This window comes from Microbulbifer sp. CnH-101-G, from assembly GCF_052466775.1.
On the sequence record NZ_CP174292.1, the window covers coordinates 3,272,874 to 3,288,223 of the forward strand.

Genomic DNA, 15,350 nt, shown 5'->3' on the forward strand with positions numbered 1-15,350 from the left:
TAGGTTAATTAGGGCTCTTCGACTTTTGATGAGTCCCAATTAATCCTCATCGTAACCGTAATGGGTACCCGCCAGCTCGCTGAGGCTGATCATATCTAGTATTTCCACTGCCCGGCCACTCACTTTAATCATTTTTTCTTTCTGAAAACGGGAAAATAATCGACTTACCGTTTCCGCCGTCAAACCCAGGTAATTGGCGATATCGGTGCGCGGCATAGAAAGTACAAATTCGCTGTGGGAATAACCCCGGCGGGCATAGCGACTGGAAATATTAATCAGCAAAGCCGCTAAACGGGTATCCGCCGAGCGCTTGCCTAGCAGCATCAAAATATCATTTTCCTGGCGTAGCTCTTCGGAAAAAATACTATATATCTGCTTCTGCAACGCCGTAACCTGATTAGCCAGTAATTCCAACTGAGTAAAGGGCAACAGGCAGACACTGCTGTCTTCTAGCGCTTCGGCGTAGCTCGGGTGCACGCGGCTACTATAAGCATCTAACCCCAACAATTCTCCAGGCAAAGCAAAGTGGGTAACCTGAGTGTCGCCATCGGCTGCGATCACTACAGTTTTAAAACTGCCTGAACGAATAGCATAGAGATTCGCAAAAGGGTCACCGGACCGATATAAGCTCTCGCCGGCTTTTACAATTTTTTTACGGCGCGTAACCTGCTCTAGTCGATCAATATCTGCTTGAGATAATCCCGCAGGCAGGCATAAACGTCTAACCGAGCAGTTGCTGCAGCTAACCGCTACTGAGGAGTCCATCATACTAAACCAGCCGGTAAACTAATTTGCGGCTATTGTACCTGCTGTGCAGCCAATCGTCTCCCATAGAAAATTAAAGAACACGAGAATATTGCGCATCGGTTTGTTGGCTGTGTAGATAAATATCAAATGCCGAGGCGACATTGCGTACAAACCAGCGCCCCTGTTCCGTGACTACGATCTTTTTCTCATCCTGGTAAATAAGACCATCGTCAAACATAGGTTCAAGCCGCTCTAGCTCATGATAAAAATATGTATTAAAAGCTACGCCTGTACGACGCTCGGCCTCAACTTTGTCCAGGCTTAGGCGACACATCAGTTCGGTAATAACCCACTGGCGCAACTTATCTTCATCACTCATTAACCAGCCTCGGCATGACGCATTACCCCGCTCGGCAACAGCCTGGGTATATTCCTTCAGGCGGTGCAGGTTCTGCCAGAAACCATTGCGACTGTAGCTGATTGCGGAAGCCCCCAATCCGACAAGTGCATCGGCGGGCATTAATGTATAACCCTGGAAGTTTCTTTGTAACATCCCCGCATGAGCGGCCTTGGCCAGTTCATCTCCCGGACGGGCAAAATGGTCCATACCGAGGAATTCATATCCGGCACGGCCCAGGTGCTCTACCGCAGCCAGCTGCATCGCTACTTTTTCTGAGGCGGAGGGAATGAGTTCCGTATCAATAAGGCGTTGAGCCTTAAAGCGATGGGGTAAATGCGCATAGTGGTAGAGGGCGATTCGGTCCGGCTGTAAATCTAGTACCTTATCCAGGGTACTGTGCAGGCTGCTGAGGTTTTGCTTGGGCAGACCGTAAATCAAATCATAGGAAATAGATTCGAATCCCCGCTCGCGTGCCGCAACCGTCAGTTCGGTCACCTGATCAGCACTGCAAATTCGGTTGATGGATCGCTGCACTTCGATATCAAAATCCTGCACCCCCAGACTCAGGCGATTGAAGCCGAGCTCCCGCAGGGTATCCAAGGTCTCCAGTTCCAGGGTGCGCGGATCGGCCTCAATGCTATATTCCACTCCATCGCCGGGACGCAAATCGAAAATTTCACCCAGCCCTTCCATTAGGCGACGCATATCTCCATCGCTGAGGAATGTGGGAGTACCGCCGCCCAAGTGCAACTGGGTAACTGGTACCTGGGCTACTCTATCCTGATACCAGCGCGCCTCCTCTAAAAGGTTATCCAGGTAACTGGAAGCAAGACCGTATTGAGAGGTTATTACTTTGTTGCAGGCGCAGAAATAACAGAGAGAGCGACAAAAGGGGATGTGTACATACAGGGATAAGCTGCGAATATCCTGAAGTGCATCCCAGGGTTTAATACTGCCATCCAGTGGCTTAAATCTATCGGCTGTGGGATAAGAGGTGTAGCGTGGGCAGGGGCCGCTATAGCGGGACAACAGCTCTTCCGACAGGCCACCCATACTGCTTTTTGTCTCTTGCATCATATTTCTACAACCTCAATCAAATGTTTGCGACAGCCTCCCGCACAAACTAAAAGGCAGCCGCCGAGTTCTCACCGGGAAAACCGCAGCGACTGCCACACCCCAAAACTAGAGTGTTGCCACCTTAGAAGCGGTAGCCGAGACCCGCCATATAAACCAGCGGATCGATATCAACATTGGCAGTCACTTTACCTATGCCGGGTACTTTGACGGTGGCGTCAGTTTCAATATCCATCCAGAACACAGACATATTGAACAACCAGCGCTGATCGGCGCCGAAGGCGAAGTCGATGCCCGCTTCGGCAGCTAGGCCGAAAGAGTTATCCAGGGACAGTTTGGAATCACCGGTGGCACCAATACTTTTAAGCGCTGCATTGCCAGAGCTATTGATCTCTTCATCGAAGAAAGCGGTGTAGTTCACCCCCAGTCCGACATAAGGCTGGATAGCGGATTGAGTATCCATTGGGTACCACTGCACTAACAGAGTGGGTGGCAGGTGCTTTGTTTCACCCAGATCAAAGTTTCCAAGACCTTCGCCAACAACTTCGATATCGTGACTGAAAGGCGTTGCGGCAACCAGCTCCACACCCCAGTGATCGCGGAACATATACACACCGGTCAGGCCCAGAGCAGAGCCGTTATCTACATCAACACCGGTATTAGTTTGGGCAGCCCCATTAACAGACAGTGCGCTGGAACTGGTGTCGGGCGCTACTGTGGCCATACCACCGCGCAAAATAAAGCTACCCTCTTCGTAGGCCAGTACCGGTGCAGAAAGTACGGCGGTCAAGGCGGCTGTCGCACAAGCAGTTATACGATTCATTAACTTCTCCATACATAGCGATTTAGCATTTTTCCCGACTTTGGAAGGCCCCCTCCAGGCACAATCACAAGTCGCAGGCAGGTTAACCGCTGGCTGCAATCCTGAGCTTGATCCAAATCAAGCTGTCGGATTTCGCGGAATTAAAAGCAGCGTATTGCCCACAACACTTGCTTGGCCAAATATCAGAGACCTTCCAAGCGGGGCGGCGAAGATAGCGATTGGGGTGCGCTGAAGGAACGGGGAGGGAGTTAGTAATTGGTACCTATTGCCAATTTTGCGAACTGGTACGGATTTTTAACGTTAGATGACATACAGACATGGCCCCCTCCCCGTTACTGGCCGGCACCAATCAACGGAGAGGGGGAGGGAGAAGGGAGAGCACGGAAGCCAGGTAACTTCTAGGCTACCAAGTCAGACCACCCGCCGGGCGGCGGAACATATTTTGGATGCTGGAAAAATCCAACTTCTGGTTTTCTTCACTGGCGCCGTGCAGCTGATAGAGGTTTTTTGCCAGAGCCCCCATAGGCGTAGAAGAGGCACTGGTAGCCGCCGCATCCATGGCGAGCCCCAGGTCTTTCAGCATTAACGCCACGGTAAAGCCACCAGCGTAGCCATTTGCCGCCGGCACATTTTCCATAGCGCCAGGGTAGGGGTTGTAATTGGCCAGGGACCAATTGTTGCCTGAGCTCTGCATCATGATCTCGCTCAGTACCTTCGGGTCCAATCCCTTATCCACACCCAACTGCAGGGCTTCCGCGGTGCCAGTCATATGGATAGCCAGAAGCAGGTTGTTACAAATTTTTGCCACCTGCCCTGCCCCTGCGCCACCGGCATGAAAAATCTTGGCGCCCATCGCCTGTAGCGGCGCCCGCGCGGCATCTACTGCCGCCTCCTCGCCCCCACACATAAAGCACAAGCTGCCCGCCTGGGCAGCTGCGGTACCCCCCGAAACTGGTGCATCAATGGCAAGCAGGCCCCGCTCAGACGCAGCCTCATTCACCAGGCGGGCATCTTCCGCTGAGATGGTGGAGCAATCGATAATCAGTGTATTCTCAGCCAGGTGATTCAGCAGCCCCTCTTCTCCCAGGTAGAGGCCTTTTACCGCCGCACCACTGGGCAGCATTGAGACCACAATAGCGGCCTCCTCAGCCGCCTGTATCGGGGACTCACAGGGTGTACAACCATCTTCTTGCGCCTGAGCCAGAGCCGTGGGATTGAGATCGAAAGCCGCCACGCTATACCCAGCCTTCACCAAGTTGGCCGCCATTGGGCCACCCATATTCCCCAGACCAAAAAAGGCTATTTTTTCCATAAAAGCCACTCCATATTTTGTTGTTGGTATCCCGTGCGTAAAGCGGCCCGGGTCGCTTTATAGATCCTCAAGCGGATGCGCTCCGTCCCAGGGCGCGCTAAAGCAGCTCTCCAGCTGTTGCGGGCTAATCTCCTCTAAGCTCTGAGGTTGCCACTTTGGCGTGCGATCCTTATCGATCAACAGAGCCCGCACCCCCTCCTTCAAATGGCCACTGGCACAGAGGTTTACCGCGAGCGCCAACTCCATCCGAAACACATCGGCCAAAGATAAGTGGCGCCCTCGGCGCAACTGCTCCCATACCACCCAAGGGGTCAGTGGCGAACCACCGGCCAGGGTGGTGGCGGCGCGTTGCAACCATTTATCCACCCCTTGATAGGCGCTGATTGCCGCGCAAACCTCCGGCAGGCTGGCAAAGTCCGTGAGCTGCTGGATCTGATCGTAGTGTTCGCGCAGCTGCGATTCCGGCCGCTGCAAGGGTGAGAGCTCGCAACTCTTAAGGCAGTCACTAATTAGACGGTGGTTAATAGCGTTACCGGCCGAATAATCCAACGCAGCCAGTGCCGCCAACACGGTCTCACGCTGGTCCTGCGCAATAATGCGATCGGCCATTCCGGCAAACAGGGCATCCGCCCCATTAAACTGCGCCCCGGTCAGCCCCAGGAAAAGACCCAGGCGGCCCGGCATACGGTTCAGGAACCAGCTACCGCCCACATCGGGAAATAGGCCGATTGTGATTTCTGGCATCGCCATACGCGTGGTTTCAGTCACGATACGATGACTGGCACCGGCCATAATGCCGATGCCACCGCCCATCACTATCCCGCCGCCCCAGACCACAATTGGCTTGGTATAGGTGTGTATTTGGTAGTCCAGACGATATTCGCGCGAGAAGAATTCGGTCGTGTAACGATATTCCGGCGGCTCACCGTAGGCGGCCGATTGCTCATACAGTGCCACCACATCGCCCCCGGCACAGAGGGCTTTATCACCACTGCCATCTATCCATACGGCGGCCACCGCATCGTCATCAGCCCATTGATCTAACTGGGCTGAGAGCAGATCAATCATCTGCAGGTTGAGCGCATTGAGCGCCTTAGGCAGGTTGAGGGTCGCGATCGCCAGTGCGCCGCGCCGAGAGAACAACACCGGGGAGTCCTGATCCATTTCTATCTGTCTTATTGCTCTTGTACTAATTAGCGTCGCAGTTAAGCACATATCAGATTCAACGTCAGCCACACGCGAGTACAGCGGCGACAAGCGCAGGGGTGCAGTTGCACTTTTTACGCAAACTGATAAGTTGCGCGCAAAATCTGAGCGATTGCAACACCCAGTTACGGAACCCCAAATGGCTGAATACGTATACACCATGAACCGGGTGGGCAAAGTAGTGCCCCCCAAACGCGAAATTCTGAAGGACATCTCCCTTTCCTTCTTCCCCGGCGCCAAAATCGGCGTACTGGGCCTGAACGGTGCCGGTAAATCCACCTTATTGCGCATTATGGCCGGGGTCGACCAGGACTTTAACGGTGAAGCCCGCGCCATGCCGGGCATTAAAGTCGGCTATCTGCCCCAGGAACCGCAACTCGACGCCAGCAAGACCGTGCGCGGCAACGTGGAAGACGGTGTGAGGGAAGCCATCGACGCCCTCGCCGGCCTTGAACAGGTCTATGCCGATTACGCCGAGCCCGACGCAGACTTCGATGCCCTGGCGAAAAAACAGCAGCAATTCGAAGACATCATCCAGGCCTGGGACGCCCACAACCTTGAGCACCGCCTGGAAGTCGCCGCAGACGCGCTGCGCCTGCCGCCTTGGGACGCCGACGTTAACAACCTATCCGGTGGTGAAAAGCGCCGTGTGGCCCTGTGCCGCCTGCTGCTGTCACGCCCTGATATGCTGCTGCTCGACGAGCCCACTAACCACCTTGATGCGGAATCCGTATTCTGGCTGGAGCGCTTCCTGCACGACTTCACCGGCACCGTAGTGGCCATCACCCACGACCGCTACTTCCTCGACAATGTTGCCGGCTGGATTCTGGAACTGGACCGCGGCCACGGTATCCCCTGGGAAGGCAACTACACCACCTGGCTGGAACAGAAAGAGAAGCGCCTGGAGCAAGAGCAGCGCGGCGAACAAGCCCGCGCCAAAGCTATGCAAAAGGAGCTCGAGTGGGCTCGCCAGAACCCCAAAGGCCGCCAGTCCAAGAACAAAGCGCGCCTGTCCCGTTTGGAAGAAATGCAATCCCAGGACTTCCAGGCCCGCAACGAGACCAACGAAATCTACATTCCACCCGGTGAGCGCCTCGGCGACAATGTGATTGAGTTTAAAGAGGTGAGCAAAGGCTTCGGCGAACGCCTGTTGATTGACAACCTGTCTTTCCGCGTACCCAAGGGCGCGATTGTCGGTATCGTCGGCGGTAACGGGGCCGGTAAGTCCACCCTGTTCCGCATGATCAGCGGCACCGAGCAACCGGACTCCGGTGAAATCAAGATCGGTGAAACCGTCAAGGTCGCCTACGTTGAACAGGGCCGTGAGAACCTGGACGACAGCAAGACCGTTTGGGAAGCCATTTCAGACGGCCACGATATGCTCAAGATCAACAACTACGAAGTGGGCTCGCGCAACTATGTTGGCCGCTTTAACTTCAAAGGCAGTGACCAGCAGAAGCGCGTAGGCGAGCTCTCCGGCGGTGAGCGCGGGCGCCTACACCTGGCTTATACCCTCAAGCAGGGCGCCAACGTATTGTTACTGGACGAACCCTCCAACGACCTGGATATCGAAACCCTGCGCGCACTGGAAGAAGCCCTGCTCAACTTCCCGGGCTGCGCCCTGGTAATCTCCCATGATCGCTGGTTCCTGGACCGCGTTGCCACTCACATTCTCGCCTACGAAGGTGAAAGTGAAGCCGTCTTCTTCGAGGGTAACTACACCGAGTACCATGAGGACTTCGTCCAGCGCAAAGGCGAAGATGCCGCACCGCACCGGATGCATTATAAAAAGCTGAAGACCTAAGAATAAAAAAGCCCGCGTAATGCGGGCTTATTTATTGAAAAGGAGTAAGGCTTAACCGATTGTAATCACCAGCTAGAAGGTTATTAATATATTACGTCTTGGTTTAAAGTAATAACTACAACCCCCTTATTTTGCGAGTAGATCATCTTTCAGCCCCATAAACAACTCACTCGGCGATCTTCCTCTTCGGCTAGATCTAAGCCTATCTATTCAGGCGATCCATTACAAATTGAATCTGCTCGCCTGCTACTATATTAAAGTCGGTATCCTTTGGGAATTACTGTCGAATGTGGCCGTTAGTATTTTCGTTGCCCCCTCATCTCCCAAGATGAATATAGATGGGCAAAATTAATATTGACTTATAACGCTTTTTCAAACGTTTCATGATCAGAGTATTCAAGACCATTGTCGAATGGTAATTATCTTGATTTTATCTTTGAGGCTTTCCATATGGTTTATGCGGCTTCAGCCTGCAAACATGATCGTTTTTAATCCTACCCATCAACAACGGACATACCATTAAATTGATCTTCAAGCGCCTCAGGACTAATATAATCATTGGCACCTTGATGTCGGAATCTATTGTTGTCTATCTCTTTATATTCAAACACTATTGCTCGCATAAAGCACCTTGTGGAATAGCGGTTTCCATAAATAACCTCAACTTTAAGTGAGTGAAAAAAGGTCTCCGCACAAACGGAATCGCAGCAATTATCCTTGACATTCATTCTGCACCGAAGATTATACGTTTTAATTAAAAATTGTTAATCTCTGGAGTAGTTTTGGCGTACCTTGTCAGTATGCACGATGAATTCTTAGGCTTTTACTTCGCCATAAAGCCATTTTTAGGGCATAACAGATAAGAGACTGCTTCATAACTTGAAATCGGCTATTTTCACGCAATTACTTAGAAAAAGTCCAGCAATAGTGAGCCGATTCAAGTCAGAGCTAACCAATGATCAATGGTAATTAATCGAACCTTAACTTCCTGAGTTAAAACGAGGAAAGGGAGGCCCAAAGCCCATCGATAATCGAGCTTATTTTGAGGGCATCCTATGGATTTTGCGTTCTGGAGCGCGATGGAAAGATCTTCCCTCACGCTATCCATCAGCGAGTACACGCTGGAGAAGGCTTCAATTTTACGAAGAGCAAGGAGCTAGGTTACAGGCATGGAGTAGATCCCTAGAGCTATTAGATCAACAGTCTTTGCTTAACTGGGAGGTGGTCTTTTCTAATGGCAGCTTTGCGCCAGCAAAAAGGGTCTTCTTGACTTCGAGATAGCCTGTTGCGTCGTGGAATCGACCTTATCTGTTCACACAGGAGAAAAAGCCTCAAAGCAGGATGGTAAAAAACGCCGCAGAAAAATATAAATCCTCTAAAAAATAAGTTTTATTATCCTTACCCCTATTTTACTTACAGTGGCTCCGCTCCACATAAATCCCTCTAAGGCAAAAATACATCTTTTCACCTTAGAGGTTCAACTATTAAGCGACAGACATAGTCATAGCTTGTGGGGGAGGATCAATTCCGGTTTTTGGTCCCGCTTGAATATCAGTTTCTGTATACATATGCTTGCTCCTTTAAATAATAATACAATAAGAATACCCAGCAATTCTCAACAATGCTGGATAGGATATAGCTTAACCTGCTTTTCTACTCCTAGACCACAATTAACCAAAATTTATGGGTGAGCGATCACAATCAGACTATTCGAATATTTTTGCACACAATGGAACGATTGTCTTAAATTGCCCGGATCCAAGGCCGCAAAACTCTCATCCAGTACTAACAACTCAGCATTCTGCAGAAGTGCTCTAGCAATAAACAAGCGACTCATTTCCCCGTGAGATAATCTCCAGCCCATTTCTCCCACTGTTTGTAATATGCCTGCAGGCATTTTTTCAAGTAGTGAAGTCAGCCCTAATTCGTCACAAATTTTATAGGCTCTTCTTATACTTTCAGGCTTAGGAGGCCAGTCATCACCCATCAATAAATTAAATAAGAAAGAATCACCTAGTACGTGATTCTCATGAAATTGAGGTGCCGATGCAACTTGTCTACGCCAATATTGCACGCCCGTGCTGGGTCTATCGTACCCATTAATAAGCAAAAGTCCCTCTCTTTGCTTTTGGATACCTGTTATCACATTCGCGAAAGTAGATTTTCCCGAACCCGAAGCCCCTTGCAATATTATGCGATCGCCTGGATAAATACTCAGATTACAGTTCTTTAAGGCCGCCCTGTCTTGATTCGGGTAGCTAAAACTTAAGTCACTGATATAACATAAAGGTTGCTTAGATCCTTTCATATCTCCTGGCACTTTATCAGCTCCAGAAAGCTTGCAAGCCCCCGATTTTGATGGAGCCTCCAAGGAAAAGAGTTCACAGACTTTTTCCCATCCTACAAGAGCACTGAGCCCACTGGAGAATCCGCTTATACATTTCAGCACTGCACGATAACCGAGTAGCATCCCCCCCAAAGCCGCAGCGATTTGACCACTCTCGGCGTTACCAATGACAAAAATTGGCGCAAGGCCCACTATTCCCAGCAGCAGCCAAATACGTGGCAATACTGCAGTTAGATGAGTCAAATTGCTATCCATAGCATTCGAGCTACGCAAATACTCTTCCAGCTCTTGATCTTCGCCCCGATGCCAATCCACTGGCTCCTGTTGCACCAATCGGGTTCGGTGGCCGAGCATTTTCTCAATTAAATGGTGAGTCATACTCAAGCGTTGATTGGTCCAATATCGACGAGCGTGGTATTGGCTACGTCCTAGAGCGAAGGCTATGAGTGAAAAAGTGGTCAAAACCCCTAACAATAGCGGGGCTCCTATACTTAGCAGTAGCACTATGGAAGCCATTACCAACTCTACACCGCCAAGAAGCAGCAAAAAGCTCGCCTGCAGAGCGTTGGTTTCTATGTTTTCTGCATCGTACACGCGCCCAAGTACCTGCCCAGACCCCATATGACGGACCTTGCCTGGATCTATTCGCAAAGCGCTAGCGAGCAAGCGCTGCTTAAGCAGGGCACCGATTTCCAGCGAGATTGAGCCTTGTAACCGGGCAGTAAAGAGCGAAAGGGGGATCTGTGTTATCAGCAATAGCACCCAGGCAATTAGCCAACCGCTATCAACATAACCGTCAAGAACAGCACGACCTATCAACCACCAACTGACAATGAATAAGACCATTTGCAGCGTGTGGCAGGCAATCATGCTTAAAAAGCGCAAATGTTGATGACGCTGGCGTAGCTGCTGCCAGAAAGGACGATGGGCCGGTTGACGCAATAGCCAGCAATCATCAATTTGTAACCCTGCCAAATTTACCAACAATAATGCTTCAACAGCTTTCTCACGCCGTCGCCCAGCTATATTGGTACTATCAAATAGAGTTGTAATACGCTCGCGCTGGGGTGCCTCCTGTGCGCTTATCAGCGCACTGATTACTTGTCTTGGACGCAGCTTTATAACTTTTTGGGATGGTGAAAGAATATGTAAAAAGCGACGATCACTGCCGCATAAAGCAACGAAATATTCATCAGCTCCAAAGCGTAATCGCACCAGGGCCGGTGCAGCACGCACCAGCATCTGCTCCAACTCGCCATATTTACAACTAACTTGCTCAATTTTTAAATCCAGAGCTTCTGCCTGTAACTTCAGACGGGTATCTATATCTTTATGTACTTCCGTGTTGGAGTCGTAGTCAGTTGCTGCTGGCTCTAGGCCAGTACGCAGAGCCAGGGACTTTAGGGCACTATCTAATTGAGCCGTGGGCCAACAAAGGTGAGGTAGCTTACTAAGGGAACCTTCAGATTTCACAAGCTACCTCTTGAGACCGCGCCATACCACTATTTTGCGACCGCTCTCTTATTTCAGGTTGAACCTCGGTGATTCGCCCTTCCTCCATATAAAGGTGGCGCCAATCTGTGCTCTGCCAACACTCCTGCCAAAGATTCTTCTCCGCGGCAAGAAGTTGGGCATATCTGGACTGAGTTTGCGCTTCCAGGTTTGTGGGTCTGCCATCCTCAATTATTTGCCCATCTTCCACCACTAATACGCGGGGAAAATCTCTAGTTTCAGAAATATCGTGGGTGATACAAATTAGCGTGGTGCCTTTCCACAACTGTCGCACGCGATTGAGCAAGCGCTGGCGCTGCCCACGGTCTAGCCCGCGAAACGGCTCATCTAAAATGGCACAGATTGGGGACTCTCGACTCAGAGCACGACCCAAACGCACACGTTGCCCCTCCCCTCCACTGACAAGCGCACCACTTTCCCCTAAGCTGCTCTGTAAACCATCGGGCAGGGAAGCCACTAAATTCAAAAGATCGGCCTGCTGTAATATTGGGTACAAGGAAGTAGAGGAATTGTTGCCGTAGTGTAAGTTATCCAGCAAGCTGCTATTCCAAAGTTGGATCGCAGGGTCAACCCAAGCACACCGTCGGCGAAAGCGGGACTGCAATTCACACTGCAGCTCTTCGCCATTGAGCAAAAGTCTACCAGTAGCGGGTTTATACCAGCCCAACAATAAACCAGCCAAGCTTGATTTGCCCGCACCGGATGAGCCAACAATTGCGATATGCTCTCCGGGAGCAACATCCAGATTAATATTCTTGAGAATACTTTGGCCACTGACTTTGACGCTGACATTATCAAAGTGAAAAGACGCAGCTCCTTTTAAGGGCTGCCCCTTTTTATTACCAGACGTCTCTTCACTGTCATCAACTGTGGCCGCCTGCAGCGGCTCCAAAGCCCTCAACAGAGTATTTCGCTGGCGAGGGTAGCTCCGCATTAGTTGCGCGATATCTTCCCCCAGTGGTGGCAGCGCCAGTACCCAGTAAATTAATAGGAGCAGATCGGGGCTTGCCCCGCGGACCTGGACACAATAGATCACTAGCGCGCAGGTAAGAATCCCGTTAACAATCAATTGTACGGTTTGACTGTTCAGCTGGAATCGCAAAGATGAGTAACCGGCTTTAATCCACTCGGTTAATAAGCTTTCGTGTTCACGACGAACAGATTCCCCAGCACCATGCGTGCGTATTGGAATGACTCCCAACAGCGCATCCATATAAAACCTAGCCAAGGCGCCAGCGTGAGTTTGCACACGCATATTATGATCACTGAGTACAGGCAAGAACAGCAGTGGAATAACTACTTGCAACCCAGCCATTAATAACACCAAGGGGGCGGCAGCGGGCGCAATCCAAATAATACCAACCACTGTAGCGAGTAATGACAAGCTCTTGAAGAGTATTCCACCTCCCAGCAATGGCAGTTCTCTTAGAGCAACTATTCGGTGACTTCTCTCTGCGGTATCCGAGGTGGGACGGCTTTGAAAAAAATGGTCGGGTATTTTCGGCAGGGAAGAGAGAAAACGTATGCGAAAGCGGTTTTCCAGATGTCTGCCAATCCTTAATTGCAGCTTGGTCATCGGCAATTGCACGAGTATAAGCGTTAGCATAAACCCCAATAACAAAATGACCGCACTCAATCTCTGTACCTCGGTGGCCAGTTCCGTGTGAATATCGATCAAACCACGAAACAGTAATGCTTCAACCATCACACCAAGTACTGCGGCCAACATTGCTATTAGTACTATGCTTGGAGCAAGTAGACCATCCTCTCGCAAAAACCCCCATAATTTCTGGAATGGGTTTATCGGTTGTGCTTGCAAAGCTTTGCTTAAGGCCTCGGACTTAGGCTTGACCTCAGCCTCCTCCCGCACCCCTCTCACGCTGACAATTACGGCGCCACTAAACTCCAACAGATCTGGCTCTAACTCAACTGTATTCGCTTCGTCAGTGCCAGGGGGGCGGGAAGGTTGCACACACCAATAGCTCTGCGGCACCAGGTCATAAGCGTTGCTAAAATCTTCTGTTAAGCCCCCTGTCAGCCTTTGCAATAACGCACTGGTTTCTGCCCCTCGTCGCACCGCACCTGAGTCAACGAGTGCTGCCAACATTCTTACACTGGCATCTAGGAAAGCCAGGGAGAGCCAATTTCCTCCCTTCAGGGCCCGCTCACACACGGCTTCGCTGATAGATTTTGAAATTCTTAACTGCCCTATCCGCTCTCGCAGGGGATCGATAAAATCTTTTCCACCAGCCCAGCTTCGCCACCCTTGTGGTGGAACGCGCATAGTATGGATATGCAGCTCATCGAGAAAACGTCGCGCACTCGGCCAACGCCTTCCCGAGGCTGGGTCCATAACCTGTATAATTCCACGATGATTGCGCCAAGCCACAACAAAGTGTGTGTTGCCGTTGGGCAGACGTACTACCACCAATCCCGGTAGGTAACCTGCTGAATCTAATAATAAGTGATCTTTGGGCACGACCATCTGTGCCGCATCCAACCCCAGCTCAACCGCAATTTTTTCCAGGGTATTAATAGAGGTGCCGTCCACATCGGTTTGGCAGGCATCACGTAAATGGCCGTAATGTACATTTACCCCAAAGCCCTCAAGCAAGCACTTAAGAGACGCCGGGCCACAATCCATATTGGAAGTTTGTACGACTTCGGGAACCAGCCAGCAGGTTTTTCCCTTCACTACTGGGTCTCCAACGAATTTGCGCTACTACCTGCTTGCCCTGATAACAAGTCGCCAGCTCTCTGCAATAGCAACTGATAGGGTGTCTTTACTCCGGTGGCAATCTCTACCCTTGCTGGTAGGTCATGCAATAGGGGTAACTTTGGGGGGATCTCTCCCTGTAAAGATAACTCAACGAGGATTTTTCCTTTTTGCACCGCGCTGGCCACCCGCTCTACCCGAGCCTGTAACTGGCCATAACGCGCCCAGGAAAACCCATCCAGTTTTACCCGCGCATTCTGTCCCGGACGGATATGTCCAAGAGCGAGAGCGGGAGGGAAAAACGCCTGCACGCTGATATTACCCTCGGCTTGTAATGTGGCAACTTGTTGCCCCGCGAGCAAAACCTCTCCTTCCCTAATATCTGCCAGCGAAGCAAGCTTACCCGAGATAGGCGCTCGCAGACGCTGCTCATCTACAGCCAGAGTGCTCTGTTGCATGCGAGTATCCACTTCAGCCAATTGTCTTTGGGTGTCTGCTCGACGCTGCCCCAATTCACTCACTGATAACTGGTACTCATTAGCTAATTGCTCCTGGCGATCATTGGCTGCACTTATTGCTGCTTCCGATGCAAGTGTGGCCATGGCCATTTGCTGATAGGTACGCTTTGCCGCAAGATAATCAAGCTCAGAGCTTTGCTGTTTTTCCAGTAGACGCTCATAGCGCTCTGCCACATCCGACTGAATTTGCTGATTACTCATCTGAAGCTTGTGCTGCTCTTGAAGTAGCCTCAGTTGATCCCTTAAAGCTTTATCGTCTTCAGCAAACTTTCTAGCCAGCAAGCCCTCTTCACGATCTAATGCCAGTAACTGATCTGAAAGACGCTGCAATACTCGGCTATCGCCATCCAGATCCAGAGCAAATGCCTTGGTATCCAGCTCTATTATTAAGTCCCCCTGATCTAGGGTATCGCCCAGAGAAGCTGCAATAGCAATGACCCTTCCGGCCCGGTGAGTACTGACATGAACTGTATTCTGTTCTTGCTCAAGCCTGGCCTGGTCACTAATGCTGAAAACCGTGATCTCCTTAAATAGGAACCATATCCCCCAGCCCATCATAAGGAATACACCTAAGGTGCTTATCAACCCAAGAGAGTTGATTGAATCGGATTTAATCGCGCGAGATGTTTGAATAAACGGTGTTGGCAATACAATTCACCCAGTCCGTACCAAATAAGGCAAGTAAAATAATTTATTCTGTTTTTGCGAAGCCAGCATGGGCTGTGATCCGCGGGGCCAAATCTAATTCTCTAGTATCGGATAGTCAAATTCGAGAAAATTTTGTTTGCCTGGACGGAGTCACAAACTTCTCAAACACCTCGTATTAACTCAAGTACGCCAGGAAATACTAAACAAAAGCAATTGAGTGATAAGTTAGGTCTTCATCCGGTT

Annotated in this window: 10 protein-coding genes and 2 pseudogenes; 2 read left to right on the top strand and 10 right to left on the bottom strand. The window is 50.6% G+C overall.

The annotated features are described in order from the left end of the window. Positions 1-39 precede the first annotated feature (39 nt). The 5 genes from fnr to ACJJID_RS14515 all read right to left on the bottom strand — a co-directional run bounded on the left by fnr (position 40) and on the right by ACJJID_RS14515 (position 5,520). On the bottom strand, positions 40-768 hold the full coding sequence (gene fnr / locus ACJJID_RS14495) for a fumarate/nitrate reduction transcriptional regulator Fnr (RefSeq protein ID WP_152454922.1): 729 nt from the start codon (positions 766-768) through the stop codon (positions 40-42). 70 nt (positions 769-838) lie between these two features. Further along, complete coding sequence (hemN, locus tag ACJJID_RS14500) at positions 839-2,224, bottom strand: oxygen-independent coproporphyrinogen III oxidase (protein ID WP_444920086.1); 1,386 nt, start codon at positions 2,222-2,224, stop codon at positions 839-841. 121 nt (positions 2,225-2,345) lie between these two features. Continuing rightward, a complete protein-coding gene (locus ACJJID_RS14505) occupies positions 2,346-3,044 on the bottom strand; it encodes an OmpW/AlkL family protein (RefSeq protein ID WP_444920087.1) in 699 nt (232 codons plus the stop codon). A gap of 403 nt (positions 3,045-3,447) precedes the next feature. Further along, the gene (mmsB, locus tag ACJJID_RS14510; RefSeq protein WP_444920088.1) at positions 3,448-4,356 is read right to left on the bottom strand and encodes a 3-hydroxyisobutyrate dehydrogenase; all 909 of its coding nucleotides are present in this window, start codon (positions 4,354-4,356) and stop codon (positions 3,448-3,450) included. Positions 4,357-4,413: 57 nt separating this feature from the next. Beyond that, the gene (locus ACJJID_RS14515; protein WP_444920089.1) at positions 4,414-5,520 is read right to left on the bottom strand and encodes an enoyl-CoA hydratase/isomerase family protein; all 1,107 of its coding nucleotides are present in this window, start codon (positions 5,518-5,520) and stop codon (positions 4,414-4,416) included. A gap of 181 nt (positions 5,521-5,701) precedes the next feature. Here ACJJID_RS14515 and ettA point away from each other — a divergent pair, with 181 nt between their 5' ends. After that, positions 5,702-7,366 (top strand): energy-dependent translational throttle protein EttA, encoded by a 1,665-nt coding sequence (ettA, locus tag ACJJID_RS14520; protein WP_152454926.1) that lies wholly within the window; start codon positions 5,702-5,704, stop codon positions 7,364-7,366. A gap of 126 nt (positions 7,367-7,492) precedes the next feature. Here ettA and ACJJID_RS14525 read toward each other — a convergent pair. Continuing rightward, a pseudogene (locus tag ACJJID_RS14525) lies at positions 7,493-7,825 on the bottom strand (IS30 family transposase); the annotation flags it as partial. Between the two features lie 35 nt (positions 7,826-7,860). Beyond that, positions 7,861-8,094 (bottom strand): IS3 family transposase, encoded by a 234-nt coding sequence (locus ACJJID_RS14530; protein ID WP_444920090.1) that lies wholly within the window; start codon positions 8,092-8,094, stop codon positions 7,861-7,863. Positions 8,095-8,365: 271 nt separating this feature from the next. Here ACJJID_RS14530 and ACJJID_RS14535 point away from each other — a divergent pair. Beyond that, a pseudogene (locus tag ACJJID_RS14535) lies at positions 8,366-8,647 on the top strand (transposase); the annotation flags it as partial. Between the two features lie 400 nt (positions 8,648-9,047). Here ACJJID_RS14535 and ACJJID_RS14540 read toward each other — a convergent pair. The 3 genes from ACJJID_RS14540 to ACJJID_RS14550 are packed head-to-tail and all read right to left on the bottom strand — an operon-like array spanning position 9,048 to position 15,017. Beyond that, entirely contained in the window at positions 9,048-11,186 is a 2,139-nt protein-coding gene (locus ACJJID_RS14540) for an ATP-binding cassette domain-containing protein (RefSeq protein WP_444920091.1), read from the bottom strand. After that, on the bottom strand, positions 11,176-13,920 hold the full coding sequence (locus tag ACJJID_RS14545; RefSeq protein ID WP_444920092.1) for an ATP-binding cassette domain-containing protein: 2,745 nt from the start codon (positions 13,918-13,920) through the stop codon (positions 11,176-11,178). The genes ACJJID_RS14540 and ACJJID_RS14545 overlap by 11 nt, the downstream gene beginning before the upstream one ends. Next, complete coding sequence (locus ACJJID_RS14550) at positions 13,920-15,017, bottom strand: HlyD family secretion protein (protein WP_444920093.1); 1,098 nt, start codon at positions 15,015-15,017, stop codon at positions 13,920-13,922. The genes ACJJID_RS14545 and ACJJID_RS14550 overlap by 1 nt, the downstream gene beginning before the upstream one ends. Between the last annotated feature and the right edge of the window lie 333 nt (positions 15,018-15,350).

Coding starts and splice junctions, on each gene's coding strand:
- hemN (WP_444920086.1), bottom strand. CDS start 2,224: ATGATGCAAGAGACAAAAAGCAGTATGGGTGGCCTGTCGGAAGAGCTG.
- ACJJID_RS14505 (WP_444920087.1), bottom strand. CDS start 3,044: ATGAATCGTATAACTGCTTGTGCGACAGCCGCCTTGACCGCCGTACTT.
- mmsB (WP_444920088.1), bottom strand. CDS start 4,356: ATGGAAAAAATAGCCTTTTTTGGTCTGGGGAATATGGGTGGCCCAATG.
- ACJJID_RS14515 (WP_444920089.1), bottom strand. CDS start 5,520: ATGGATCAGGACTCCCCGGTGTTGTTCTCTCGGCGCGGCGCACTGGCG.
- fnr (WP_152454922.1), bottom strand. CDS start 768: ATGATGGACTCCTCAGTAGCGGTTAGCTGCAGCAACTGCTCGGTTAGA.
- ACJJID_RS14550 (WP_444920093.1), bottom strand. CDS start 15,017: ATGATGGGCTGGGGGATATGGTTCCTATTTAAGGAGATCACGGTTTTC.
- ACJJID_RS14530 (WP_444920090.1), bottom strand. CDS start 8,094: ATGAATGTCAAGGATAATTGCTGCGATTCCGTTTGTGCGGAGACCTTT.
- ettA (WP_152454926.1), top strand. CDS start 5,702: ATGGCTGAATACGTATACACCATGAACCGGGTGGGCAAAGTAGTGCCC.